Origin of the sequence: Micromonospora sp. MH99 (assembly GCF_021442385.1) — a bacterium.
Taxonomy (GTDB): domain Bacteria; phylum Actinomycetota; class Actinomycetes; order Mycobacteriales; family Micromonosporaceae; genus Micromonospora.
In genome coordinates this window covers 14314-38742 of sequence record NZ_MUZA01000007.1, presented here as the reverse complement: position 1 = coordinate 38742, position 24429 = coordinate 14314, and the positions used below count along the sequence as shown (strand labels likewise).

General features: G+C 71.1%; 17 protein-coding genes. 8 read left to right on the top strand and 9 right to left on the bottom strand.

What is annotated here, in order from left to right; all coding sequences use genetic code 11:
* Positions 1-66: 66 nt before the first annotated feature.
* The 3 genes from B0E54_RS05750 to B0E54_RS05740 all read right to left on the bottom strand — a co-directional run bounded on the left by B0E54_RS05750 (position 67) and on the right by B0E54_RS05740 (position 3425).
* Positions 67-1581, bottom strand: coding sequence for a bifunctional cytidylyltransferase/SDR family oxidoreductase (locus B0E54_RS05750; protein ID WP_234582204.1), 1515 nt, complete (start codon positions 1579-1581; stop codon positions 67-69).
* Positions 1582-1729: 148 nt separating this feature from the next.
* Positions 1730-2527, bottom strand: coding sequence for an ABC transporter ATP-binding protein (locus B0E54_RS05745; protein WP_234582203.1), 798 nt, complete (start codon positions 2525-2527; stop codon positions 1730-1732).
* Positions 2520-3425, bottom strand: coding sequence for an ABC transporter permease (locus B0E54_RS05740; protein ID WP_234582202.1), 906 nt, complete (start codon positions 3423-3425; stop codon positions 2520-2522). Before B0E54_RS05740 ends, B0E54_RS05745 begins: the two co-directional genes overlap by 8 nt.
* 164 nt (positions 3426-3589) lie before the next feature.
* Between B0E54_RS05740 and B0E54_RS05735 the strand changes: the two genes are divergently transcribed.
* The 5 genes from B0E54_RS05735 to B0E54_RS05715 all read left to right on the top strand — a co-directional run bounded on the left by B0E54_RS05735 (position 3590) and on the right by B0E54_RS05715 (position 9885).
* A complete protein-coding gene (locus B0E54_RS05735) occupies positions 3590-4234 on the top strand; it encodes a TetR/AcrR family transcriptional regulator (RefSeq protein WP_234582201.1) in 645 nt (214 codons plus the stop codon).
* A gap of 125 nt (positions 4235-4359) precedes the next feature.
* Positions 4360-5469: a DegT/DnrJ/EryC1/StrS aminotransferase family protein gene (locus B0E54_RS05730; protein WP_234582200.1), complete on the top strand. Its 1110-nt coding sequence runs from the start codon at positions 4360-4362 to the stop codon at positions 5467-5469.
* Positions 5466-6494: a Gfo/Idh/MocA family protein gene (locus B0E54_RS05725; protein ID WP_234582199.1), complete on the top strand. Its 1029-nt coding sequence runs from the start codon at positions 5466-5468 to the stop codon at positions 6492-6494. The genes B0E54_RS05730 and B0E54_RS05725 overlap by 4 nt, the downstream gene beginning before the upstream one ends.
* Positions 6491-8170, top strand: a complete 1680-nt coding sequence (locus B0E54_RS05720; RefSeq protein ID WP_234582198.1) for a glycosyltransferase — start codon at positions 6491-6493, stop codon at positions 8168-8170. Before B0E54_RS05725 ends, B0E54_RS05720 begins: the two co-directional genes overlap by 4 nt.
* An 80-nt stretch (positions 8171-8250) precedes the next feature.
* A complete protein-coding gene (locus B0E54_RS05715; protein ID WP_234582197.1) occupies positions 8251-9885 on the top strand; it encodes a glycosyltransferase family 4 protein in 1635 nt (544 codons plus the stop codon).
* Positions 9886-9953: 68 nt separating this feature from the next.
* On the opposite strand, the gene B0E54_RS05710 is transcribed toward B0E54_RS05715, so the two are convergent.
* The 6 genes from B0E54_RS05710 to B0E54_RS05685 all read right to left on the bottom strand — a co-directional run bounded on the left by B0E54_RS05710 (position 9954) and on the right by B0E54_RS05685 (position 19656).
* Positions 9954-12071 (bottom strand): glycosyltransferase, encoded by a 2118-nt coding sequence (locus B0E54_RS05710; RefSeq protein ID WP_234582196.1) that lies wholly within the window; start codon positions 12069-12071, stop codon positions 9954-9956.
* The gene (locus B0E54_RS05705) at positions 12068-13480 is read right to left on the bottom strand and encodes a glycosyl transferase (RefSeq protein WP_234582195.1); all 1413 of its coding nucleotides are present in this window, start codon (positions 13478-13480) and stop codon (positions 12068-12070) included. Before B0E54_RS05705 ends, B0E54_RS05710 begins: the two co-directional genes overlap by 4 nt.
* 34 nt (positions 13481-13514) lie before the next feature.
* Entirely contained in the window at positions 13515-14600 is a 1086-nt protein-coding gene (wecB, locus tag B0E54_RS05700; protein ID WP_234582194.1) for a non-hydrolyzing UDP-N-acetylglucosamine 2-epimerase, read from the bottom strand.
* 127 nt (positions 14601-14727) lie between these two features.
* Positions 14728-16875: a glycosyltransferase gene (locus B0E54_RS05695; protein ID WP_234582193.1), complete on the bottom strand. Its 2148-nt coding sequence runs from the start codon at positions 16873-16875 to the stop codon at positions 14728-14730.
* A complete protein-coding gene (locus B0E54_RS05690) occupies positions 16872-18311 on the bottom strand; it encodes a glycosyltransferase (RefSeq protein ID WP_234582192.1) in 1440 nt (479 codons plus the stop codon). The genes B0E54_RS05695 and B0E54_RS05690 overlap by 4 nt, the downstream gene beginning before the upstream one ends.
* Positions 18312-18474: 163 nt before the next feature.
* Positions 18475-19656: a hypothetical protein gene (locus B0E54_RS05685; protein WP_234582191.1), complete on the bottom strand. Its 1182-nt coding sequence runs from the start codon at positions 19654-19656 to the stop codon at positions 18475-18477.
* A 298-nt stretch (positions 19657-19954) separates the two neighbouring features.
* Between B0E54_RS05685 and B0E54_RS05680 the strand changes: the two genes are divergently transcribed.
* Genes B0E54_RS05680 through B0E54_RS05670 form a run of 3 tightly spaced genes read left to right on the top strand, consistent with a single transcriptional unit; the run spans position 19955 to position 24373 of the window.
* On the top strand, positions 19955-21520 hold the full coding sequence (locus tag B0E54_RS05680; RefSeq protein WP_234582190.1) for a glycosyltransferase family 4 protein: 1566 nt from the start codon (positions 19955-19957) through the stop codon (positions 21518-21520).
* Complete coding sequence (locus B0E54_RS05675; RefSeq protein ID WP_234582189.1) at positions 21517-23085, top strand: glycosyltransferase; 1569 nt, start codon at positions 21517-21519, stop codon at positions 23083-23085. Before B0E54_RS05680 ends, B0E54_RS05675 begins: the two co-directional genes overlap by 4 nt.
* A gap of 4 nt (positions 23086-23089) precedes the next feature.
* Positions 23090-24373, top strand: coding sequence for a nucleotide sugar dehydrogenase (locus tag B0E54_RS05670; protein WP_234582188.1), 1284 nt, complete (start codon positions 23090-23092; stop codon positions 24371-24373).
* Positions 24374-24429: the final 56 nt, after the last annotated feature.

Below are 24429 nucleotides of genomic sequence, written 5' to 3'. Positions count from 1 at the left end.
CTCCGTTCACCATCGTCCCGGTCAGCAGTGCTCGGCCGTCAGCCGTCAGCCGTCAGCCGTCAGCCGTCAGCCGACAGTCGCCGAGGCGGCGTTGGTCTCGTCGGCCAGCCGCGGCCTCTGGGCCGGCACGGCCTGCGCCGCTTCGCCCGGCGCCCGGCGCACGTCGATGACCTGCCCGGTGAGTGCCGAGATCAGCACGTCCAGTGACGACTGGGCGACGGCCTCCGCGGCGAGCAGGGTGTGCTCCGGCTCCTCGCCGAAGGCCCGCGTCCGCATCGGGGTGGCGGTCCGCTCCGGGTTGATGCAGTTGACGCGTACGCCAAGGTCGGCCCATTCGTCGGCGAGCGCCTGGGTGAGGTTGACCAGGGCGGCCTTGGTGGACGAGTAGAGCGCGTAGCGGGCCCGGCCCCGGGTGTAGGAGCTGGACGTGTAGAGCAGCAGCTGACCCTTGGTCTGCTGGAGATATGGCAGGGCCTGGCGGGCGATGGTCACCGGGCCGACGAAGTTGACCTGCAGCAGCCGGTCCATCGTCTCCTCGTCCATGTCGGCGAGGGCGCCCTTCTCCAGGATGCCGGCGGTCACCACCACGTGGTCGATCCGGCCGGTGGCCTCGAAGGCGGTCGTCAGCGCGGCCTCGACGTCCCCGGCCCGCTCCACGTGGGTGCCGGTGGTGGAACGGCTGAACGGGAAGACCTGGGCGCCGTAGCGACGGGCCAGCTCGGTCAGCTCGTGGCCGATGCCGTAGCTGCCGCCGAACACGACGATGGTGCGGCCGGTCAGCTCCTCGCTGTAGCTGCGGTGGTCGGTCAGCCGGGGCGCCTGCGCCGCGGCGAGCTGGAAGAGCTTGTCCGCCAGGTGCACGTCGACCGGATGGGTGACCTTGATGTTCTCGTCCGAACCGTCGATCACCTTGATCGGCGTGCCGGGCAGGTAGCGCAGCACCACACCGCAGTCGTCGGTGGCGGCGAAGTTCGGGTCGCCCTCGGCGATCCGGTACGCCTCGCGGATGGTGGGGGAGCGGAACGCCTGCGGGGTCTGGCCGCGGCGCAGTGCGGAGCGGACCGGGATGTCGGTGATGCAGTCGTTCTCGTCGACCTGGATGATCGTGTCCGCCGACGGGATGGCCACGTCGACCGCGGAGTAGCTCCAGAGCGCGTTCACGCACTCGCGGACGATCCGGCCGCTGACCAGGGGCCGCACCGCGTCGTGGAAGAGAATGTTGACGTCGCCGTCGCCGACCGCGTCGAGGGCGATGCGGGTGGTGGCGTTGCGGGTGTCGCCACCCTCGATCACCTTGGTCACCTTGCGGAAGCCGGCCTTGTCGACGATCTGCTGCGCGTCGGGGACGTGCCCGGTCGCCATCAGCACGACGATCTCGTCGATCTCCGGCGCGGCCTCGAAGATGGCCAGGGTGTGCTCGATGATCGGCTTACCGGCGATCTTCAGCAGCTGCTTGGGGATGCCGAGCCCGAGTCGTGTCCCCGTACCCCCGGCGAGGATCACCGCCACTGTCCGCGAGGGGCGCCAGAGTGCCGGGCTCGCCGGCGTGGCACCCGGTGCGGGGCTGTGATCCTGAGTCATTCTGCCGGTCCTCACTTCCACCGAAAGGGTGTTTTGTGCGTCGATGACGAGATATGAGCTGTGGGCGACGCTCCGGAAACCTTAGCGCCTACGACTGACCGCACCGACCGAGCGAGTGTGCGCCCGGCCGATGCGGTCGTCGACCTGTCTACTTCCCTTCGTACGCGTTGCAGACCTCGTCGGTCGGGCCGTCCATCTTCAGGACGCCACCCTCCAGCCAGATGGTCCGCTCGCAGGTGTCCCGGATCGAGCCGATCGAGTGGCTCACCAGGAAGACGGTGCCGGCGCTGTCGCGCAGTTCGCGGACCCGCTCTTCGCTGCGGCCCCGGAACTTGCGGTCGCCGGTAGCGAGCGCCTCGTCGATGAGCAGCACGTCGTGCTTCTTGGCCGAGGAGATGGCGAAGCGCAGCCGGGCGCCCATGCCGGAGGAGTAGGTGCGCATCGGCAACGAGGCGAAGTCGCCCCGTTCGTTGATCCCGGAGAACTCGATGATCTCCGGGGCCAGCCGCTTCACCTCCTCCGGCGGCATGCCCATGGCCAGACAGCCGAGCACCACGTTGCGCTCGCCGGAGAGGTCGTTGAGCAGGGCCGCGTTCACGCCGAGCAGTGAGGGCTGGCCGAGCGTGTAGACCGCGCCTCGGGCCGGTGGGAGCAGCCCGGCGATGGCCCGCAGCAGGGTCGACTTGCCGGAGCCGTTGCTGCCGATCAGCCCGATGGCCTCACCCTGGTACGCGGTGAAGCTCACGCCCTTGACCGCGTGCACCTCGCGGATGTTCGGCGCGTTGGTGCGGGACACGATGCGCTTGAGGGCGGAGACCGGACTGGTGGTGCCGGTGGCGCCCTTGTGGATCTTGTAGATCACGTGCACGTCGTCCACCACGACGGTGGGCACGCGCCCCGTGTCCACCACTGCGGCGTCCACCGCGGGCAGGGTCTGCTCAGCCACGGCCGTACTCCTTCTCTCCGCGCCAGAAGTAAACGAACCCACCGAAGCCGACGGCCACTGCCCAGCCCGCGGCGAGGAGCCACAGCCGAGTCGGCGAGGACGCGATGTGAGCGGGGTACGCCGATTCGAGCAGTGAGTACCGTGCCAGCTCGATGTAGACCAGGATCGGGTTGGACTCCAGCGCGGTCGCCGCCCAGCCGGGAAGCCGCTCCGCGAAGAGCGTGACGCTGTAGAGCACGCCGGAGCCGTAGAGCCAGGCCCGCATCACGAAGGGCATGACCTGCTTCAGGTCGGTGACCTTCGAGCCGATACGGGCCATGATCATGGTCAGCCCGATGTTGAAGATCGCCTGGAGGAGCAGCGTTGGCGCGATCAGCAGCCAGCGGAAGGTGATCGGCTCCCCGGTGGCCAGCACGATCGCGGCCAGCACCAACATCGACATGAGTAGCTGCTGGAACTGCACCAGGGTGACCGTGATCGGCAGGGCGGCGCGCGGGAAATGCAGCGCGCGGATCAGCCCCAGGTTGCCCGTGATCGCGCTGGTGCCCTGCAGCGCCGCGCTCTGGGTGAACGTGAAGATGAAGATGCCGGTGCAGAGGTAGGCGATGAAGTTCGGCACGTGCCGGTCCTGCGCCACGATCACGCCGAAGATCAGGTAGTAGACCGCCGCGTTGGTGAGCGGGGTCAGCACCTGCCACAGCTGGCCAAGTTGTGTGTTGCTGAACGACGACGCGACCTTCGCCCGCGAGTACGCGGACATGAAGTGTCGATACGACCACAGTTGGCGGGCGTACGCGCCCAGGGACGGAGGTTCCCCGGCGACCTTCAGCCCGTACCGCTGCGCGAGTTGGGCGCGGGTCAGCCCGGATTCGAGGTCGGCCACCGCGGTGTTGGCCATGGTGAGGCGCTCCGATCTTTCGTGCTGATGGGGAGCAATGAGGATGTGTCGCGGCGATGAAATCTAGCGTGGCCGGTATCGGGAGGCCGCTCCGCTGCTGCGTGGAAGGTAGTGGAAAACACGTCAGGACGCAACCGTAGCGTCGTTGCGCTACATTGTCCCACGTGACGACCGAGAAGAGGCGTGCTCCCGCCGGTGCGGCCGTTCTTCGCGACGACATCACCACGGCCATCCGCCGAGCCGTCATGCAGGAACTCGCGCAGACCGGCTACGGCCGGTTCTCCGTCGAGGCGGTCGCCCGCCGGGCAGGTGTCAGCAAGACGGCGATCTATCGGCGGTGGCGTTCGAAGCTGGAGCTGGTGCTCGACATGGTGACCGCTGTCGCCGGGAAAAGGCTGCCGCTGCTCGACACCGGCAGCCTGCAGGGCGACGTCCAGTTGCTGCTCATGGTCGCCTCGGGGGCCCTTGGCCACCCGCTGGCCTCGCAGATCATTCCGGACCTGCTGGCCGAGGCGGCGCGCAACCCGCAGATCGCGGAGACCCTCCAGCGGGCGCTGCGCGACTACCAGGTCCGGATCGGGGACATGGTCGTCGGCCAGGCGGTCGACCGGGGAGAGTTGCCGGCCGGCACCGACCCGTCGGCGGCGATCGATCTGATCATCGGCCCGATCTACTGGCGGCTCGCGATCTCCCGCTCGCCGCTGGACACCACCGAGCTGACGAACATGGCTAACGCGATCGTGGCCGCGTTGCGGATAACATGTGCTGGTTTGGTGGAGAGTCGGGCCCCCGGAATGCCGGCCCAGTGACCGAGCCCGCACCCGAACAGGCCGGCACGTGAAGCTTGCGCCCGTACGAGTCGCCGCATATCTCGACGGGCTAGTATCGCCAACCGAACCCCCGCCTGCACCGTCTAGACCCAGGAGGACCCCCCATGGCTGGGCAGAACCCAGACTTCATCCCACCGGCACGTCCGATCATCGGTGAAGCTGAGATCGAGGCGGCTGTGCGGGTGCTGCGCAGCGGAAAGGTGGTGCAGGGGCCCGAGGTGGCGGCGTTCGAGGAGGAGTTCGGCGAGCTCGTCGACGGTCGGCACTGCGTCGCCGTCAACTCCGGCACCTCGGCGCTCCAGCTGACCCTGATGGCGCTCGGGTTCGGCCCCGGCGACGAGGTCATCGTGCCCTCGTTCTCCTTCGCGGCCAGCGGCAACGCCGTCCGACTGGTGGGTGCTGAGCCGGTCTTCGTCGACATCGAGGCGGGCAGCTTCTGCCTCGACCCGGAGGCGGTCGCCGCGGCGATCACCCCGCGCACCGTCGCGATCATGCCGGTGCACCTCTACGGCCACCCCGCCGCGATGGACCGGATCATGGCGATCGCCGAGCAGCACGGCCTCGCCGTCGTCGAGGATGCCGCCCAGGCGCACGGGGCAAGCCTGCACGGCACCCCGGTCGGCGCCTTCGGCACCGCCGGCTGCTTCAGCTTCTACCCCACCAAGAACATGCACTCCCTGGAGGGCGGCATGATCAGCACCGGGGACGCCGGGCTCGCCCGCACCCTGCGGCTGCTGCGCAACCAGGGCATGGAGCAGCGCTACGCCAACGAGATCGTGGGCGCCAACATGCGGATGACCGACGTAGCGGCGGCCATCGGTCGCGTGCAGCTGACCCAGCTCGGCGAGTGGACCGAGCAGCGTCGCGCGAACGCGAAGTTCCTCGACTCCACCATCACCGGCCTGGTCACCCCGCCGGTGGCCGACGGCGCCCGGCACGTCTACCACCAGTACACGGTGCGCGCGCGGGGCGACCGGGACGCCACCCAGCAGCGCCTGACCGAGCTGGGTATCGGCAACGCCGTCTACTACCCGACGCCGATCCACCGGCTCAAGCCCTACCTCAACGAGGACGGCAAGCCCGGCCCGTGGGAGCTGCCGGAGACCGAGCGGGCCGCCGCCGAGGTGATCTCACTGCCGGTGCACCCGTCGCTGACCCAGGTCGAGCTCGACCGGATCGCCGAAGGCGCGAACCTCGCCGGGGGTGCCCGATGAAGGAGCGGAGCAAGCTGCGCGCCGGCCTGATCGGTCTCGGTGCGATGGGCCGCAACCATGCCCGAGTGCTCTCCAATCTGGACGGTGTCGAGCTGGTCGGTGTCGTCGACCCGGCCGGCGACGTCACCGGTACGCTCCGGGCCCCGGTGGTCCCCGAGCTCGGTGACCTGCTGGCGATGGGCGTCGACTACGCGGTGGTCGCCTGTCCGACCGCGCTGCACGAACGGGTCGGCCTGGAGCTGGCAGCCAACGGGGTGTGCGCGCTGATCGAGAAGCCGCTGGCCCAGTCGGTCGAGACGGCCACCCGGCTGGTCGAGGCGTTCGAGTCCGCAGGTCTGGTCGCCGGCGTCGGTCACATCGAGCGCTACAACCCGGCGCTGCAGAGCCTGCGTACCCGGCTGGAGGCCGGTGAGCTGGGCGAGGTCTTCCAGGTCGTCACCCGGCGCCAGGGCCCGTTCCCGCACCGGATCGCCGACGTCGGCGTGGTGATGGACCTGGCCACCCACGACATTGATCTGACCGCGTGGGTGACCGCTCAGGAGTACGCATCGGTCTCGGCGCGAACGGTCTCCCGTAGTGGCCGGCTGCACGAGGACATGGTCGCCGTTGTCGGCCAGCTCTCCGACGGCACGATGGTCAACCACCTGGTCAACTGGCTGAGCCCGCTCAAGGAGCGGTCCACAGTGATCACCGGTGACAAGGGCTGCTTCGTCGCCGACACGCTCACCGCCGACCTCACCTTCTACGCCAACGCTGCGATCGACACCGAGTGGGAGGCGCTGCGCGCCTTCCGTGGCGTGGCCGAGGGCGACATGGTCCGCTTCGCCATCCCGAAGCGGGAGCCGCTGCTCGTCGAGCACGAGCGGTTCCGGGACGCGGTCGAGGGCAAGGAGAGCGACATCGTCACCCTGCGGCAGGGTCTGCGTACCGTCCAGGTCGCGGCGGCGCTGCTGGAGTCGGCCGCCGACGGCAAGGTCGTGTCGGTCGTGCCCGGCGGCAGCGACGCGGAGCCTGCACTGCGATGAGCCCGGCGCCGGCTCGGCGGGTGGTCTCGGCGGTGCGGCGGCGGGTTCCCCGGCGATTGCGTATCGCGCTCCGCCGTGCCGCCGAAGGCACGCGGCCCTTCCAGACCCCCTCGGTACGCGAGCTCTGTGAGCTTCCCGCTGGTACGCCGCTGCTGGTGCACGCGGGCGGGGTCGCCGGTGACCGGGCGCTGGCCGGCGTGGTACGCGCCATGGCCCGGTTGCCCGAGTTCCACCTGGCGCTGGTCCGCGGCGAGGCCGAGCGGGCGGCCACCGAGGACCTGATCCGCCAGGCCGGCAAGGCCCGGCGGCGGATCCACGAGGTGCCGCGCCCGAGCACGATGACCGCGGCGTTCCTCGCGTCGGCGGACGTGGCCGTGTTCGGGTTCGAGCCGGACGCCGGTCTCGCGCTGCTCGACACCTACCTCGCCGCCGGGCTGCCCGTCGTCGCGGCGGACAGCCGGGCGGCCCGCGAGCACCTGGCCCGGCACCGGGCCGGCGACTTCTACGCGCCCGGTTCGCTGCCCTCCGTCGCGAAGGCGGTGGAGCGGGCCCGGCAGCGCGGGGACGCGCCGCCCGCACCGGACGAGCCGCCGGTCGCGCCGATCGAGGCTGGCACCCCGGGTCCCTGGCGGGCACTCGGCGCCGGTCCGGTCCGGTTGGGGCTGGGCACGGCCAACTACGCCGGGCAGCTCTCCGCCCTGGCGGTGGCGATCACCGCCGCGCGGGCGGACGTCGGCATCGAACTGGTGATGGCCAAGCCGCCGGCCACCTACCGCTACCCGGCCGACCGCTACCTGAACCACCCGGGCGAACACAGGCTGGACGTGCAGACGGAGCAGGCCCTCCGGGTGCTCGGCTGGTACACGCACCTGATCGTGGACGCGTTCCGCCCGGTGCTCGGCCGGGGCAACGGCGACGACATCTCCGCTGACCTGCCCGCGCTGCGCCGGGCCCGGCTCAAGGTCGCGTTGCTGGCGCACGGCAGCGAGATCCGCCATCCGGGCGCGCACCTGGAACGGCATGCCGAGTCCGCGTTCCGGGACGCGGACGAGGAACTGCGCGAGCGGCTCACCACGGTGGCCGAGCGGAACCGGCGCACGGCCGAGGAGAGCGGCCTGCCGTTCTTCGTGACCACCCCCGACCTGCTGGACGACGTGCCGTTCGCCAGCTGGGCGCCGCTGATCGTCGACGTGGACGGCTGGGCCTGCGACCGCCCGGTGCTGGAGCGCGCCCGGCCGGTGGTGCTGCACGCGCCGTCGAATCGCTGGACCAAGGGCACCGACCGGCTGCTGCCCCGGTTGCAGGAGCTGCACGACCAGGGGCGGATCGAGCTACGGCTGGTGGAGGGGCTGCCCTACAGCGAGATGCGCCGGCAGGTGCACGACGCGGACATCATCGTCGACCAACTCGTGATGGGCAGCTACTGCACGTTCTCCTGTGAGGGGATGGCCGCCGGCAAGGTGGTGGTGGCGTATCTCAGCGAGAGCGCGCACCGCGCGGCCGGCGTCCAGCCGCCGATCGCGAACGCGACGCCCACCACACTCGTCAAGACGATCGAGTCGTTGCTCGACGACCGTGCCAGGGCGGTAGCCCTCGCCGCGGAGGGCCTCCGTTATGTCCGTGAACACCACGACGGCCGGCGCACCGCGCAGGTCTTCGACGCTTTCCTCCGGTGATCGGCGCCGGCCGTCGCCGCGGCGACCGGCGACCGCTGATCCGCGCCCGTGCAGGACTTTGAACAAGGAGAAGGCACCCGATGCAAGCTGTCCCGGATACCGACGCCCGGCCGACCCGAGGGCGGGTGGTGATGCTTGTCGACAACGGGGTCCACGGTGACTCCCGCGTGCAGAAGGCCGCCCGGTCGGCCGCCGAGGCCGGCTGGGAGGTGATCCTCGTCGGCATCCTCAAGGGCAGCAACGCCGAGGACACGTGGCGGATCGGTGACGCTGAGGTCCGGCTGATCCGGGTGGCGCGGCGGATTCCACACCCGATCACCCACCGCCGCGCGCTGCTGCGCCGCCCGCTGGCATACAAGCCGGGACCTACCGCGAAGCGGAACCTGAACGTGCTCAAGGCACGCCGCAACGACCTCAACTTCCGGCTGGCCGAGATCAAGGTCGCCCGCCGTGCGGGCGGGCCGCGCTGGGCGGAGCTGACCGGCAAGGCCCGCCTGGCGGCGCCGCACTTCGTCAACAAGGCGAAGTTCCAGTGGGTCAAGCTTCGGACCCGCGAGTCGCAGCGTCTCCAGGAGCGCCAGCAGGACCCGAACGCCCTGCTGGACCGGGCCGCGCTGCGGCTCTGGCAGCGCCTGCACGGTGACCGGGCGTGGCGCCGCCTGGACCCGGAGCTGTGGGACTTCGAACTGGCCTTCGGGCCGGTTGTGGACAAGCTGCAGCCCGATCTGATCCACGCGCACGACTTCCGGATGCTCGGCGTGGGCGCGCGCGCGACGATGCGCGCCCGCGCCGCCGGGCGGGACGTCAAGCTGGTCTGGGACGCGCACGAGTTCGTGCCCGGCATCATCGGTCGGCCCAAGAATCTCCGCTGGCTGCCGGCTCAGATTGCCTACGTCCGCGAGCACGCCCCGTACGCCGACAGCGTCATGACCGTCTCCTCGACCCTGGCCGACCTGCTTCGGGAGACGCACGACCTGCCCGAGCAGCCGGCGGTCGTGCTGAACGCTCCGCCCGCCGAGCTCACCCCGGAACAGCAGGCGTCGCCGGTTCCCGACATCCGGGCGCTGTGCGGGATCGACGCGGGTACGCCCCTACTGGTCTACTGCGGTGGCATCAACCCGTCTCGCGGAGTCGACATCATGATCCGAGGCCTGACCCGGATGCCCGACGCGCACGTCGCGCTCGTGTCGGTGCCCCTCAACGGCAAGCACCCGATCATGTACGAGCTGGAGGAACTCGCCGCCGAGTTGGGGGTGGCCGACCGGGTGCATCTGCTGCCGTACGTGCCGCACTGGCAGGTCTCCGCGTTCGTGGCCCCGGCCGACCTCGGCGTCATCCCGATCCACCACAAGCCCAACCACGAGCTGGCGCTGATCACCAAGTTCTTCGAGTACGCGCACGGCCGGATACCGATGGTTATCAGCGACGTCAAGGCCATGGCCGAGGCGACGCGGGCCATCGGCCAGGGCGAGGTCTTCCGGGCCGAGGATCTGGACGACTACCTGCGTGCCGTGCGGGAGGTGCTGGCCGACCCGCAGCGGTACCGGGCGGCGTACGACCGGCCGGGCGTGCTCGACCAGTGGACCTGGGAGGCGCAGGCGCGGGTGATGGACGAGGTCTACACCCGCCTGCTGCCGGACCGCCCGAAGGCCCCGGCGCAGCGCACGACCACCCCGTCGACCGTGGCGCAGCGCTCGTCACTGCCCGTGAGCTGACCGCAAAGGGGGCTTGGCCAGTCGGCCAAGCCCCCTTTGCGTACCCGCTGTTCCGCCTCGTCGGCGGCTCAGTCGTCGAGCAGCAGCCGGTCGAAGCCGGACTGGGTGACGCTCCAGTCCCAGGTCTTCAGCGCGTGTTCCGCCGCGGCCTGGCCGATCTCCCGCCACTGCTCCTCGGTGGCGGTGGCGGCGAATATCCGATCCGCCGCCTCAGCTGGGCTCTCGACCACCCAGTCGGCCGGGAAGAGGGTTCGGGCGCCGTGCGGCTTGCCGGCGAAGAACGGCCAGTCACGCACCACCGGCACCGCCCCGCTCGCTGCGCCCTCCACCAGACCGCAGTGGAAACTCTCGCGTACCGAGGAACTCACGATGACGCCGACTTCCTGCAGTGCGGCCGGGACGTCGTCGGTCTGCCCGTACCGCCGCACCGCCCCCAGCGGCTCCAACTCCGCCAGGTCCTGGTTGAGCAGCCTGCCGTAGTCCTTGGCGGGCTTGCTGGCCCGGTCGTTGAAGTTGCTGCCGATCAGCGTCAGCCGGTACCGCTCGTCCCGCTCGCGCAGCTTCCGCAGCACCTCGATCGTCCACCGCGGGTCCTTGGCCACCGAGCTGAACCCGACCATGCCGAGGTTGAACCGGGCGTCGGCCGGCTTCGACCGTAGGTAGCGCTGCAGGTCCATCGCATTGTCGATGACCCGGAGGCGGGGCCCATCGGTGAGCTGCGGCAGCACGGCGGTGGAGAGGTCACGCAGGTGGTCGGAGACGAAGACGACGTCGTCGACCCGCGAGAAGTCCACCAGGTGTGGCCAGAAGTTGAACGCCTCGAAGCTGTGCAGCCGGACGATGATCCGGGTACTGCCCGGGTCGGGCAGGGTGAAGAGCGCTGCGGTGGCTTGGCACCAGTCGACGAAGATGGTGTCCGCCCAGTCGAGGTGCGGCCGGAGCCACTCCTCGACCTTGGCACCGTAGGACGAGTCACCGGCCAGCAGGTGTTCCATGACGGTGCTGCCGCTGAGCGCGAGCGGGCGGGTCAGCTCGTCCTCGTAGAGGTCCAGGAATCGGACCTCCACGTTCGGCATGGCCCGGTAGCGCTCCAGAATCTCCGGCAGGAAGTTGTCGTTGATCAACGTCGTCACCAGCAGGCGCAGCGGCCGGTCGGTCGGCGCAGGGGCTGCCGGGGTGAGCCGACCGCGCGGCTGGGACAGCTTTCGCGCCGCGGTGCTGGCCCGGAACGGTGCCACGAAGGCTCCCGGATCCGTGCTCATCGGCGAGGTGAGTCGATCGAAGTGCAGCACCCGGTTGGACGACAGGCTCCACGCCATGGAGACGGCCGCCGCGGCCTTCTTGGTGTCCCGGGGCAGCAGGTCGTCCGCCAACGCGAGCTGGGCCCGGATCGCGTCGTGCAGGCCGCTCGGCTGGTGGCCGAGCGTCAGCTCCGTCTTCGCCGCCTTGGTCAGCACGTCCGCGCGGGTGGCGAGGCTGCTGATCCGCTGTGCGGCCGTCGACGCGGCCCGCGCGCCGGCGGCCGTGCGACCGGCCCGGACCGCGCTGTCGTGCAGGCGGACGGCGAGCTTGCTGCGGAGCCGGTCCGGGATGCGGGGCGCAGCCGCGGCCCGGGTCCAGAGCCAGGCGCCCGCCGGGTTGCTCATCACCCGCTGGCCGGTGGCCTTATTGAGGGTGGTCCGGATGGTCTGCTCCGCTGCGCTGCGGGCCCCGCGCGCGCCGATGCCGGCAGCGGCGGCGACACGGCGTTCCAGCCGCTTCCCGACCGGCTCGCTCCGGTTGCCGGCGAGGGCCTTCTGGGCGGGCACGAGCCCGTAGCAGGCGCCGGCCCGGGTGTTGCGCTGCGCCATCTGCCAGACCGTGTGCACCGCGCGAGCGTCAAGAGCGACCAGCAGGTCGGCCCGGCGGTATTGCTGCCGCAGCCAGGTGCTGCGTCGAGCGTGCAGCCAGATCTTCCGGTTGGCCGGTGCCCGCTCGAGGGCCTTGCGGAACCGGGCGTCCCACTTCTCCGCCGGTACGGCGAAGGTGCGGATCTCCGCCAGCGTCGGGTCGATCCCCAACTCCTCGCTGTCGAAGAAGCAGGCCACCGTGACGGTGGCATCCTTGCTGCGGAAGCGCTCCAGCGCCTCGACCAGGACGCCCGGCTGCTTCGGCGCGGCGGTGGCCACGATGAGCACGGCGGTCATGGTTGGACATCGCCAGTCGAAGCGGTCGCGGCCGGGGCGGGAACGCCGGCCGGGGTCGGCTGCACGAGTTCGGTGAGGTGTCGCACGGCCGGGGCGAGCACGGCGGGCCGGGCGAACCGGCGAGCGAGCTGGCGTGCCGTGGCCCGATCCTCGTCAGTGGCCTTCAGGGCCATTCGCGCCGCCTCCGAGAAGGAGTCCGCCAGCCGGTGCGGATCCAGACCCACCGCGCCGGTCCAGAGTGGATGCCCGGCCAGGATGTTCGATGCGTCGTGGTCGACGTCGTGGGCGGAGAGCACCGGCAGCCCGGTGGCCATGAACTCGTACACCTTGCCGGAGGTGACGAAGCGCCCACCGACCAGCATCAGCACCAGGGCGTCCCAGGAGCCGTACGTCGCCGCCAGGTCCGACTTTGGTACCGGGCCGCCGAAGCTGACATTGTCGACGGCGGCCTCTTTGAGCAGGTCCATGTGCCGGTTGGCCTCGCGTATCGGGCCGGCGCCGATGTGGCCGCGCACCTCGAATCGGGAGCGGGCCAGGATCGGATCGTTGCGCCGGGCGATCCGCCACCCGTCGAGCACCGACTCCAGAAAGGCCGGGGTGAAGTTTACCGAGCCGAGGTAGCCGAAGGTCAGCCCCGCGTTCGGATCCGGAGACCGGCCGCTGACATCGGGGAGGCTGTCCTCGTCGTAGCCGTTGCGCACGACGTGCACCCGGTCGGCCAGGTGCGGGTAACGCTCACGGTAGAAGCCGGCGATGGGGTCGTTCACGCACCAGACCGCGAGGGCGTGCTCGAGGACCTTGGACTCCCAACGCCCGGAGACCGAGTCGCGAGTGAAGGCCTCGCCGCCACCGATCACGTCCAGCGACCAGCCGTCGCGGAAGTCGACCGCGTAGGGAACCCGGTACTCCTCCCACAGCTTCCAGGTCGCCGCGAGGTTCACGTACGGGGCGCAGGAGGAGATGAGCAGGTCCGCGGGGTGCTGGCGATGCTGCTGGACCACCGCCTTCTCCAACTCGTAGCGCCAGCCGCCGAAGTCCCGCTCAGGGAAGATCTTCTGCTCGCGCTTGCGGAGCCGGCTGATCCACCCCACCGGGTCGATCGACCGTTCTTCGGAGAAGGCGCGGATGTCGGTCTCCAGGTCCTCCCGCATCAGCGGCAGCTCGATCACCTTGACCCGGGGATCGACCTTCTCGGAAAGGGTGTGGTCCAGGCCGTACTCGCGTTCCCAGGCTTCCTGGCAGATGGTGATGACGGTGATGTCCCAGCCCATGGCGACGAACTGGTTCGCCGTCTCGCGCAGTCGGTATGCGCTGCTCTTCGCCGCGGGCGGGAACCCGATCGCCAGGTAGATGGCGTGCGGTCGCTGCCCGCCGCCGGACCGGGGAAGGGGTGCAACTCGATTGCTCATCGCTGGTACCCGATCGTGAGGAGGAGATGCGCCATCATGCCAGGTGACGCCGCAGCGTCTCGGCGACCCGGTGGGCGGCCCGGCCGTCGCCGTACGGCGTGCCGCGCGGGACTTGCGGGGCCGGGCGGGTCGCGGTGGTCGCCCACTGCGCACCCAGTTCGCGCGGGTCGGGGACCAGTGCGTTCCAGCCGCCTTCGAGGGTCTCCACCCACTCCGTCTCGGTGCGCAGCGTCGTGCAGGGGCGGTCCAGCAGGTAGGCCTCCTTCTGCAGGCCGCCCGAGTCGGTGACCACCCCGACGGAGCCGAGCACCGCGGCGACCATGGCGCCGTACGGCAGTGGCCGGCCGGCGTGCAGTGCGCCCCGGGAGAGCTTCAGGCCGTGCTCCTCGGCGCGGGCCACCAGCCGCGGGTGGGCGAGCAGCGCCACCGGCACCGGCAGGTCGGCCAGCGCGTCGAGCAGTGCAGCGAGCCGCTGCGGGTCGTCGGTGTTCTCGGCGCGGTGCAGGGTGGCCAGCAGGTACGGCTGCTGCGGGTCGATCCCGTCGGGCAGCGGCGGCCGGGGCTGGCCCGCGCGCGTCACGTCGTCCCGGACCCGCAGGCAGACGTCCACCATCACGTCCCCGACCAGGACCGATCGGGGAGCCAGACCCTCCGACGCCAGGTGCCGCATCGCCTCCTCGGTGGGGGCGAGCAGCAGGTCCGCGGCGTGGTCGGTCAGTACCCGGTTGTGTTCCTCGGGCATCCGGCGGTTGAACGAGCGCAGTCCGGCCTCCAGGTGGGCGACCGGCAGGTGCTGCTTGACCGCCGACAGGGTGCCGGCCAGGGTCGAGTTGGTGTCGCCGTAGACCAGGACCCAGTCCGGCCGCTCGGCGGCGAGCACCGGGTCGAGCGCGGCCAGCGTCCGGCCCGTCTGCACGCCGTGGCTGCCGGAGCCGATGCCCAGGTGCACGTCCGGGTCGGGGATGCCGAGGCCGGAGAAGAACACGTCGGACAGATCCGCGTTGTAGTGCTGGCCGGTGTGCACGATCACGTGCTCACAGCCCTCCGCCGCGAACGCCGCGGCGATCGGTGCCAGCTTCACCAACTGCGGACGGGCGCCGACGATGCTGACGACCTTCACTACCTGACTCCTCGAGGGTCTGCGACGGTAACGACGAACGGAGGGTGCCACCCGAGGCGCGGGTTGGTGCCGTTCAAGCGGCTCCCCGCCGGGGCTGACGGCCGAATCATTCTTCCTGATCCGCCGGTCAGTCGGCCGTGGCCGGCGGCTCCAGCAGCAGCCGGTCGAAGTCCTTCTGCGTGACCGACCAGTCCCAGGTGCTCAGCACGTGCGCCGAGGCCGCCCGGCCCGCCTCGCGCCAGACCTCCTCGGACGCGGTGAGGGCCAGGATCCGCTCGGCCGCCTCTTCCGGCGTACCGACCACCCAGTCGCTGGGGAAGAGGGTCCGGGCGCTGTGCGGGCGGCCGGCGAAGAACGGCCAGTCGCGTACCACCGGCACGGCGCCGCTGGCCGCGCCCTCGACGAGCGCGCAGTGGAAGCTCTCCCGCAGCGAGGTGCTGAGGATGACCCCGACGTCGGTGAGCGCGCCGGGGACGTCGTCGGTGCGGCCGGTCCGCACGACGGCGCCGGACGACTCCAGCTCGGCCAGTTCGGCGTCGAGTTCCCGGACGTACGCCTCGATCGCCGGGCTGAGCTTCGGGTCGAGGGCGTCGCCGATCAGCTTGAGGCGGTACCGCTCGTCCCGTCGGCGCAGCTCCCGTAGCACCGCCAGGGCCCAGCGCGGGTCCTTGGCCAGCGAACTCAAACCGACCAGCCCGAGAGTGAACCGGCTGTCGGCAGAGACCTTGGGCGTCACGTACCGGTGCAGCTCCATCGCGTTGTTGATCATGTGGGTCCGGGGGCCCTGCGGGGCGCCCAGCCGCGGCACCGCGGCCAGCGCCAGGTCACGGAGGTGCTCGGAGACGAAGACCAGGTCGTCCACCCGGGACCAGTCGGTCAGGTGCGGCCACCAGCTGAACGCCTCGAAGCTGTGCAGGCGGACGACGACCCGGGTCGTGCCCGGGTCGATCATCGTCAGCATCGCGGCCCCCAGGTTGCACCAGTCCACAAAGACCGTGTCCGCCCAGTCGAGGTGGGGACCCCAGGCTTCCTGGACCTCATCGGCCCGCTTGGAGCTGCCGGCGAGCAGGTGCTGCACCACGTTCGTGCGCCCGTTGCTGAGCACTGGGAGGATCGACTCCTCTCTCAGGTTCAGCCGGCGGACCTCAACCCCGGGCATCGCCTCGTAGCGGTCGAGGATCGGTCCGAGGAAGTTGTCGTTCAACCCGGTGAAGAAGAGCATCCGGTGCGGCCGGCCGGCCGGCGGGAAAGCCGCCGGGCTCTGCCGGCCGCGCGGAGCCGCCATCGCCCGGCCGGCCTCGCTGTCGTGCAGCGGGGCGAGGAACTTTTCCGGATCCTCTGCCAGCGGTGAGGTGGTGCCGTCGAATTGCACGATCCGGTGGAACATCAGGTTGAAGGCGCGCAGCACGTGCGGCTCGGCCTTGCCCGGGTTCCGCTTCTTGAGGAAGCCATCCGCGAGCTTGAGGTGGCTCCGCACCACGGTCATCAGGTGCTCGGACACCTTGCCCTGGCTCAGCTCCGCGTCGACGATCGGGTCGAGGAGCGGCCCCCTGGTCGTCGGGCCCAGGCGGCCCTGGGCCGCCAATGCCAGCCGCTTCGCGCTGGCGGCGTGCCCGGACTCGAGCATGTTGCCGGTGACTCGCCGGGCGATCCTGCCCCGGTGCCGTTCCGGCAGACCGGGCGCCGTGACGGCCCCCTGCCAGAACCAGCGCACCGGGCCGAGCTTCATGGCCCTCTTCCCGGTGCTCATCTCGAACACCCGCTTCGCCAGGTCGACGGTCTGGCTGCGGGTGGCGCTCGCCAGCACGACCGGGGCGGGGCCGGTGGTGTTGAGCCGGGGACGGCGGTAACGCGCCGGGTCGGCGGACCGCTTCTCCACGGCCCGCAGCGCCGGGGCGATGCCGTAGACGGCGTCGGCCCGTCGGTGCCGCTGGGCGAGGTGCCAGACGGTGTGCAGGGCGTGCGCGTCCAGAGCGACCAGGACGTCGGCCCGCTTGGCGTGCCGGCGGACCCACGGGTCGCGCTGCGCGCGCAGCCACGGGCGCCGGGCCGGGTTCGCCCGTTTGGCCATCCGGACGAACCGCGAGCCCAACTCCGCGGAGGTGGGCAGCCGGTGCACCTCGGCCAGCTCGGTGGCCGCCGGGGTGTTCTCCACCGGGTCAAAGGTCGTGGCCACCCGCACGATGACGCCCTTGGCGCGGAACTGCTCGAGCGCGTCGGTCAGGACCGCCACCCGTCCGGGGACGGTGCCCATAACCATCAGGATCTCGATCATGACCTACCTTCTCGGGCCAGGACGCGTGCGCCGGCGGGGGAGGATTGCGGGGCGGTCGGTCCGCCGGCGCCCAGCACCAGCTCGGTGACCTCACGGACGGCGGGGATGAGCTGCTCCTCGCGGGCGTACTGCCGCGCCTCGGCGCGGGCCTTCTCCCGCTCCGCCGCGTCGGCGGCACGGGCCATCGCGGCGGCCCGCCGGAAGGCGCTCGTCAGCTCGGCCGGGTCCAGCCCGACCGCGCCGGTCCAGAGCGGGTACGTGGACAGCACAGTGGAGGCATCGTGGTCGGCCTCGTGGGCGGAGACCACCGGCAGGCCGGTCGCCATGTACTCGTACACCTTGCCGGAGGTCATGTAGCGGCCGCCAGTCACCATCAGCACCACCGCGTCCCAGCGCGAGTAGAGGTCGACCACCTCGGCCTTGGGCACCGAGCCGCCGACCAGCACGCCATCGACGGCGGCGGCCCTGAGCAGTTCGGCGTGCGCGTTGGCACCGCGCGCCCACCCGGTGCCGATGTGGCCCCGCACCTCAAAGCGGGCGTCGGCCAGCGCCGGATCCTCCGCGCGCGCCGTCCGCCAGCCCTGAAGGACGGCGTCCAGCAGCGGCACGGGCAGGGTCAGCGCGCCGAGGTAGCCGAAGGTCAGCGGCCGGTCCGGCGGGGCGGGACGCACCTGGGCCGGGATGCTTGCCGCGTCGTAGCCGTTGCGCACGACTCGCATCTTGTGCGCCAGCTCGGGGTAGCGCTCCCGGTACCAGCGGGAGATCGGCTCGTTCACGTTCCAGATGGCCACGGCGGCGGTGAGCAGCTTGGTCTCCCACTGCCCGGAGACCGACTCCCGGAAGAACGCCTCACCGTTGTTGATCACGTCGACGGACCAGCCGTCGCGGAAGTCCACCACGTACGGCACCCGGTGGGTCTCCCACAGCTTCCAGGTCGCCGCCAGGTTGACATACGGGGCGCAGGTGGTCACCAGCAGGTCCACGTGCCGCTCCCGGTGGATCTGGAGCAGGGCCTTCTCCAGCGCGGGACGCCATCCGCCGAAGACTGGCTCGGGGAAGACCTTGAGGTCCTGCTTGCGCAGTTCGGCAAGGTAGTCCTTGTGAGCCAGGGCACGCTGCTCGGTGAACGAGCGGATGTCGGTCTCCAGGTCGTCCCGGAACAGCGGCAGCTTCACCACCCGGACGCTGGGGTCCACCCCCTGGGAGAGGGTGTGGTCGAGGCCGTGCTCCCGCTCCCAGGCCTCGTCCGCGATGGTGACGGCGGTCACGTCCCAACCCGCGGCGGCGAACTGGTTCGCCGTCTCCCGCATCCGGTAGGCGCAGCTCTTAGCCGCCGGAGGGAAACCGATCGCGAGGTAGACCAGGTGCGGTCGGGCTCCGGACCGTCGCGGCCGGGGGAGTTTCAACGAGTCCCAGAGAGTTCGCCCGTTGTTCATCGATTCCGATCCTGGGGAGTGGGAGAGGGCCGCGTCGGGGCCAGGGTGGCAAGGGTCATGTGGCCCCGGCCGGCCGGCGACGAGGTCGGACGACCATCGGACAGAGCGCGGAAACCACAATAACGCCGTCCCATGGGTGGGGCCGCCGACGCCCTCGCGCCGCCTACGGCGAACTGCGCCAGACGATCAGCAGATAGCCGCCGAAGTAAGCGGACATGAGGGCCAGCAGGGTCAGTATGGCTACCGCTCGTGCCCGTGCGGCCTTCGCGAACGCCACGGCCACTGGGATCAGCAGCGGGAATGCCGGCAACAGGAAACGTGCCTTGGAGTGGTAGTAGCCCGCGGCACCGAGCGTGGTGACCAGCAGCAGGCCGCTGTAGAGCAGCAATTGCCACGGCTGCCGGTCGATCAGGCTCAGCACGAAGAGCGTGATCGCCAGCACCGCGACCAGCGTGACTGTGTAGAACTCCAGGGCCGACGCCTCGGTGAGCACCGTCCGGCCCCGCCGCAGGGTGTCGACCCCGAAGTCGAAGGTGGTCCCCCAACCGGCGTCCTGGATGTGGAACCAGCCGTCGGGCCGGCCGGTCTGCACGCCGACCCAGGCCAGGTAGCCAACCCAACCAGCGGGCGCGAGCACCATGGCGACCCAGGGGCGCCAGCCGTCCCGCCGGCGGAAGGCGGCGATGAGCGCGGCGAGCCCGACCACCGCGATCAGTGCCGATGCCGTCGGCCGGGTCAACCCGGCGAAAAGGCAGAGCGCGCCCGCGGTGAGCCAGCGCTCGCGCAGCAGGGCGTACAGGGTCCAGGCGGCCAGCGCGGTGAACAGACCCTCGCTGTACGACATCGTCTGCACGATGCTGTGCGGTAGCAGTCCCCAGAGCACCGCGAGCATGATCCCGACCCGCCGACCGTGGAGCAGGTTGCCGACGGCGAACAGCCCCCAGGCGGCGGCGAGCGCCGCGATCCAGGCCAGCGCGAGTGCGGTCTTGCGGAAGTCGAGCGGGGTGAGCGGCTCCAGAGCGGCGGTCAGGCCGGGATAGAGCGGGAAGAAGGCCATGTTGCTCTGCAGCTGCTGATAGCCGTCATAACCGTGCTGCGAGATCGCGAGGTACCAGTTGCCGTCGGCTCTGGTGAGCAGGCCTTCGGTGCTGCGGCTGGGGGAGGCCCACAGGTAGAGGGTCAGCCCTCCGAGAACGCGTACCGCAGCGTAGGCGCCGAGCGCGGGCAGCGCGTATCGGGCGCTGGCGAGCAGCCGGCGGGCCCGGCTGTCGGGGGCCGACGGGATCTCGTCAGGGCTCGAGTCCGTCGTCGGCGGCCGGCGCTCGTCGGTCGTCACCACGTCCATGTCTGGTCCTGTCTGCGCCGATCCGGGTCGATCGGGTGGGTTGTCCGGGGGAACTGGAGATGACCGGACCCGGGCAGGGCCTCGCCTGGCGCGGCGGTCACCGGTGGTCGATCCAGAGTGCAGGTTAGCAACCGACGCGGCTCGGCGCGGACACCGAGCGCCGCGCGGGCCGGTACCACGCCTGACGTGTCGTAGACTCGCTCGGGTCCCGCGGGCGCGGTGCTGGCTGACACGGAAACGGGCAGGAATGGGATCTGACGGCGCGACCGCAGCGGTGGCCACCCGGGGACGGGTAGTCATGCTGGTGGACAACGGGGTCATCGGCGACTCGCGGGTACAGAAGGCGGCTCGGTCCGCGGCCGACGCCGGCTGGGACGTCGTCCTGCTCGGGCGGGCGCCGGCCGGGGGGCAGTCGCAGAGCTGGCGCCTCGGTGCCGCCGAGGTTCGGCTGATCCCGATGCCGGAGCCGCTGGCCAAGCGCCGACACGAATTCCGACGTGCACTGCTGCGGGCGCCGCTTGCCTACCCGCCGAGCGGGATCGGCGCCCATCGTGCCCAGGCCGTGAAGGCCTGGCGTGCCGACCTGCAGGTCCGCCGCGCGGCTCTGACGCTGGCGGCCCGCGACGGCGGTCGCGTCCCGTCGCTGGCCTGGCCGACGCTGCGGTTCGAGGAGAAGTTCTCCGGCCTGGTCCGTCGCTGGGTGTCGCTGCGCAACCGGGAGCTGACCCGGGCCCGTCGTGGCCGTAAGCTGACCAGCCCCTGGGACCGGGCGTACACGCTCTTCTGGCAGCGGCTGCGCGGCGGCGGCGCGTGGCGCCGCCTGGAGCCGGGCCTGTGGGACTACGAACTGGCCTACGGCCCGGTGGTCGACGAGCTGGCACCGGACCTCATCCACGCCAACGACTTCCGGATGATCGGCGTCGGGGCCCGCGCCAAGATCCGGGCCGCCGCCAAGGGGCGCCGGATCGCACTGCTGTGGGACGCCCACGAATACCTGCCCGGCGTGCAGCCGTGGCGCGACAACGCCCGGTGGCTGCCGGGGAACGTCGCCCACGAGCGGGAGTTCGTGCCGTACGCGGACGCCACCATGACCGTCTCCGGCGGCCTGGCCGACCTGTTGCAGCGCGAGCACGGGCTGGCGGAGCGTCCCGCCGTGGTGCTCAACGCGCCGACGCTGGAGACCCAGCCGGCGGGCTCGGCCGAGCCGGTACCGGACATCCGGGCGCTCTGCGGGATCGGCCCGGGCACGCCGCTGCTGGTCTACAGCGGGGTGGCCGCGGCCAAGCGCGGGCTCGGGGTGATGGTCGAGGCACTGCCGCGGCTGCCCGAGGCGCACGTCGCCTTCGTGGTCAACAAGCCCCAGTCGGCGTACGTCAAGGGCCTCCTGCGCCGCGCCGAGGAACTCGGGGTGGCGCAGCGGGTGCACGTGCTGCCGTACGTGCCGCATCACCAGGTGGTGCCGTTCCTGTCGGGCGCGCAGGTCGGGGTGATCCCGATCCAGCACTGGCCGAACCACGAGATCGCCCTGATCACCAAGTTCTTCGAGTATTCACACGCTCGGCTGCCGCTGGTCGTCTCCGATGTGCGGACGATGGCGGAGACTGTCCGCGAGACCGGGCAGGGCGAGGTGTTCGAGGCCGAGAACGTGGCCGACTTCGTCCGGGCGGTCACCGCGGTGCTCGCCGACCCGGCGAGCTGCCGTGCCGCGTACGACCGGCCCGGGTTGCTGGCCGGCTGGACCTGGGAGGCGCAGGCAGAGGTGCTGGACAACGTCTACTCCCGGCTGTTGCCCACCGCGCCTGCGCGCCCGACGTCCGCCCGCGACACCGGCGCCGAGCAGACAGTGGTGGAGGTCGGGGCGTGAGCCAACCCGACGTGACGGTGGTGATCGCCGTCTACAACACCATGCCGTACCTGACGACCTGCCTGGATTCGCTGGTCGGGCAGACCATCGGACTGGACCGGCTCGAAGTTGTCGCGGTCGACGACGGCTCCACCGACCGCAGCGGCGCCGAGTTGGACCGCTACGCGAAGCGGTACCCGGAGACGGTCCGGGTGCTGCGCCAGGCCAACTCCGGCGGCCCGGCGGTGCCGAGCAACCGCGCCCTGGACCACGCCCGCGGGCGGTACGTCTTCTTCCTCGGCTCCGACGATCACCTCGGCCCGGAGGCCCTGGAACGTCTGGTGGACGCCGCCGACCGGTGGGGCTCCGACGTGGTGCTCGGGCGGATGGTCGGCACCAACAAGCGCTACGTGCACCAGGCCGTCTACGCCGAGACCCGGGAGCAGATCGATCTCGTCGACAGTGCACTGCCCTGGTCGCTGTCGAACACCAAGCTGTTCCGGCGGGACCTGATCGAACGGCACGGGCTGCGCTTCCGCACCGACATGCCGATGGGCAGCGACCAGCCGTTCACACTGGAGGCCTGCGTCCGCGCGAACAAGGTCTCCGTCCTCGGCGACTACGAGTACTACTACGCGGTCAAGCGGCACAACGCGCAGAACATCACCTACGCCAGCCGCTTCGAGGAGCGGCTGCGCTGCGCCGAGGAGTTGGTCGGCTTCGTCGCCGGCCTGCTCGAGCCCGGGCCGCGGCGCGACGCGGTGCTGCTGCGTCACTTCAGCTGGGAGGTGGCGAAGCTCCTCCAGACGGAACTGCTCGACCTCGGCGCCGACCTCCAGGAGCGCGTCCACGACCGGATCCGCAAGTTGGTCGAGGGGTACCTCACCGACGACATCGTGGCCCGGTTGGCCCCCGACCTGCGGCTGCGGCTGGTCGTCGCCCGCGACGCCACGCTGGACCGGTTGCGTGAGCTGATCCGGCAGCAGGCCGAGAAGACGCCACCCGACATCAGCACCGAGGATGGCCGGTGGTACGCCCACTATGTCGGCTTCCGTGACCCGTCGTTCGGCTACCCGGACGAGTGGTACGACATGACCGATGCCTCCGCGAAGGTGCTGGCCACGCTCACGGCGACCCGACTGGCCTGGGGACGGGACGCCGCAGGCGCCCGCTCCCTGGTGGTCAGCGCGCAGAGCCGCTGGGCGGAGCTGGCCGACCTGCCCGCCGAGGCGCTGCGGGTCAGCGCCGGGGAGGTGGCCGGCGTGACGTCCGTCACCGCCGGTGCGCCCGGTACCGTCGTACGGACGGCCTTCGCGGTGGACCGGCTGCTCGCGGCCGTGCCGCTCAACGGCGGCCGGGAGACGGTACGCGCCGAGGTGAGCACCCCGGCGGGGGTCGGCTCCGCGCCGTTGCGGACCGACCGCCGGGTCGCCGCGCCCCGCCTGCTCACCCGCCGTGGCGTCCGGTTGCACCTCGTCACGCCGACCACGAACCACAAGGGCCAGGTGATCGTCGCGATCACGCCGGTGACCACCGGTCGGTTCCTTGCCCGTCTGCGCCGAATCTGGCCCTCTGGAGGAAAGTAGTTTCATGAACATCTGCGTCGTCGCGCTCGGAAAGATCGGCCTTCCGCTCGCCGTGCAGTTCGCCTCGAAGGGGCACCGGGTGATCGGTGCCGACGTTTCCGAGCGGGTGGTCCAGCTCGTCAACGATGGTGCCGTGCCGTTCCCCGGCGAGGCCGACCTGGACGTGAAGCTGAAGGAGGTGGTGGCCGCCGGGCTGCTGTCGGCCACCACCGACACCGCCGCCGCGGTCGCCGACTCCGAGGCCGTCGTCGTGGTGGTGCCGCTCTTCGTGGATGCCGAGGGCGTACCGGACTTCGGTTGGATGGACGACGCCACCCGGGCCATCGCCCGCGGCCTCAAGCCGGGCACCCTGGTGAGCTACGAGACCACCCTGCCGGTCGGCACCACCCGCAGCCGTTGGGCGTCGATGCTCCAGGAAGGCTCCGGCCTCACCGTCGGCACGGACTTCCACCTGGTCTTCAGTCCGGAGCGGGTGCTCACCGGGCGGGTCTTCGCCGACCTGCGCCGCTACCCGAAGCTGGTCGGTGGCGTCGACGAGGCGTCCGCCGCGCACGGCGTGCGCTTCTACGAGGCGGTCCTCGACTTCGACGAGCGCCCCGACCTGGAGCGTCCGAACGGGGTGTGGGACCTGGGCTCGGCCGAGGCGTCCGAGCTGGCCAAGCTGGCCGAGACGACCTACCGGGACGTCAACATCGGCCTGGCGAACCAGTTCGCCCGCTTCGCCGACACCGTGGGCGTCGACGTCACCAAGGTCATCGAGGCGTGCAACACCCAGCCGTACAGCCACATCCACTCGCCGGGCATCGCTGTCGGTGGGCACTGCATTCCGATCTACCCGCGGATGTACCTCTGGAACGACCCGGCCGCCACCGTCGTCCGCTCGGCCCGGGAGGCCAACGCGGCCATGCCGGAGTACGCGGTGGACCTGCTCGCCGCCGCGTACGGGGACCTGACCGACGTGGGCGTGCTGGTGCTGGGGGCCGCCTACCGGGGTGGGGTCAAGGAGACCGCCTTCTCCGGCGTCTTCCCGACCGTCGAGGCGCTGCGCCAGCGGGGCGCCAAGCCGTACGTCTCGGACCCGATGTACACCAACGAGGAGTTGGTGGCGCACGGCCTGCCGGCCTACGACGGTGAGCCGCTCGGTGCCGCGGTCATCCAGGCCGACCACGCGGAGTACCGCAGCCTCGCCCCGGCCGACCTGCCGGGCGTGACCGTTCTGGTGGACGGTCGGCGGGTCACCGATCCGGCCCGCTGGGCCGGCGTCCGCCGGGTGGTCATCGGCGGCTGATCCCCACCCGTCCGCTCCGGGCCCCGACCGTTCCGCGGCCGGGGCCCGTTGTGCGT

What these genes read in the sequence shown, in the direction of transcription:
- B0E54_RS05710 (WP_234582196.1), bottom strand. Translation starts at nt 12,071, where the DNA reads ATGACCGCCGTGCTCATCGTGGCCACCGCCGCGCCGAAGCAGCCGGGC.
- B0E54_RS05720 (WP_234582198.1), top strand. Translation starts at nt 6,491, where the DNA reads ATGAGCCCGGCGCCGGCTCGGCGGGTGGTCTCGGCGGTGCGGCGGCGG.
- B0E54_RS05725 (WP_234582199.1), top strand. Translation starts at nt 5,466, where the DNA reads ATGAAGGAGCGGAGCAAGCTGCGCGCCGGCCTGATCGGTCTCGGTGCG.
- B0E54_RS05680 (WP_234582190.1), top strand. Translation starts at nt 19,955, where the DNA reads ATGCTGGTGGACAACGGGGTCATCGGCGACTCGCGGGTACAGAAGGCG.
- B0E54_RS05750 (WP_234582204.1), bottom strand. Translation starts at nt 1,581, where the DNA reads ATGACTCAGGATCACAGCCCCGCACCGGGTGCCACGCCGGCGAGCCCG.
- B0E54_RS05730 (WP_234582200.1), top strand. Translation starts at nt 4,360, where the DNA reads ATGGCTGGGCAGAACCCAGACTTCATCCCACCGGCACGTCCGATCATC.
- B0E54_RS05740 (WP_234582202.1), bottom strand. Translation starts at nt 3,425, where the DNA reads ATGGCCAACACCGCGGTGGCCGACCTCGAATCCGGGCTGACCCGCGCC.
- B0E54_RS05685 (WP_234582191.1), bottom strand. Translation starts at nt 19,656, where the DNA reads ATGGACGTGGTGACGACCGACGAGCGCCGGCCGCCGACGACGGACTCG.
- B0E54_RS05715 (WP_234582197.1), top strand. Translation starts at nt 8,251, where the DNA reads ATGCAAGCTGTCCCGGATACCGACGCCCGGCCGACCCGAGGGCGGGTG.
- B0E54_RS05705 (WP_234582195.1), bottom strand. Translation starts at nt 13,480, where the DNA reads ATGAGCAATCGAGTTGCACCCCTTCCCCGGTCCGGCGGCGGGCAGCGA.
- B0E54_RS05670 (WP_234582188.1), top strand. Translation starts at nt 23,090, where the DNA reads ATGAACATCTGCGTCGTCGCGCTCGGAAAGATCGGCCTTCCGCTCGCC.
- B0E54_RS05690 (WP_234582192.1), bottom strand. Translation starts at nt 18,311, where the DNA reads ATGAACAACGGGCGAACTCTCTGGGACTCGTTGAAACTCCCCCGGCCG.
- B0E54_RS05695 (WP_234582193.1), bottom strand. Translation starts at nt 16,875, where the DNA reads ATGATCGAGATCCTGATGGTTATGGGCACCGTCCCCGGACGGGTGGCG.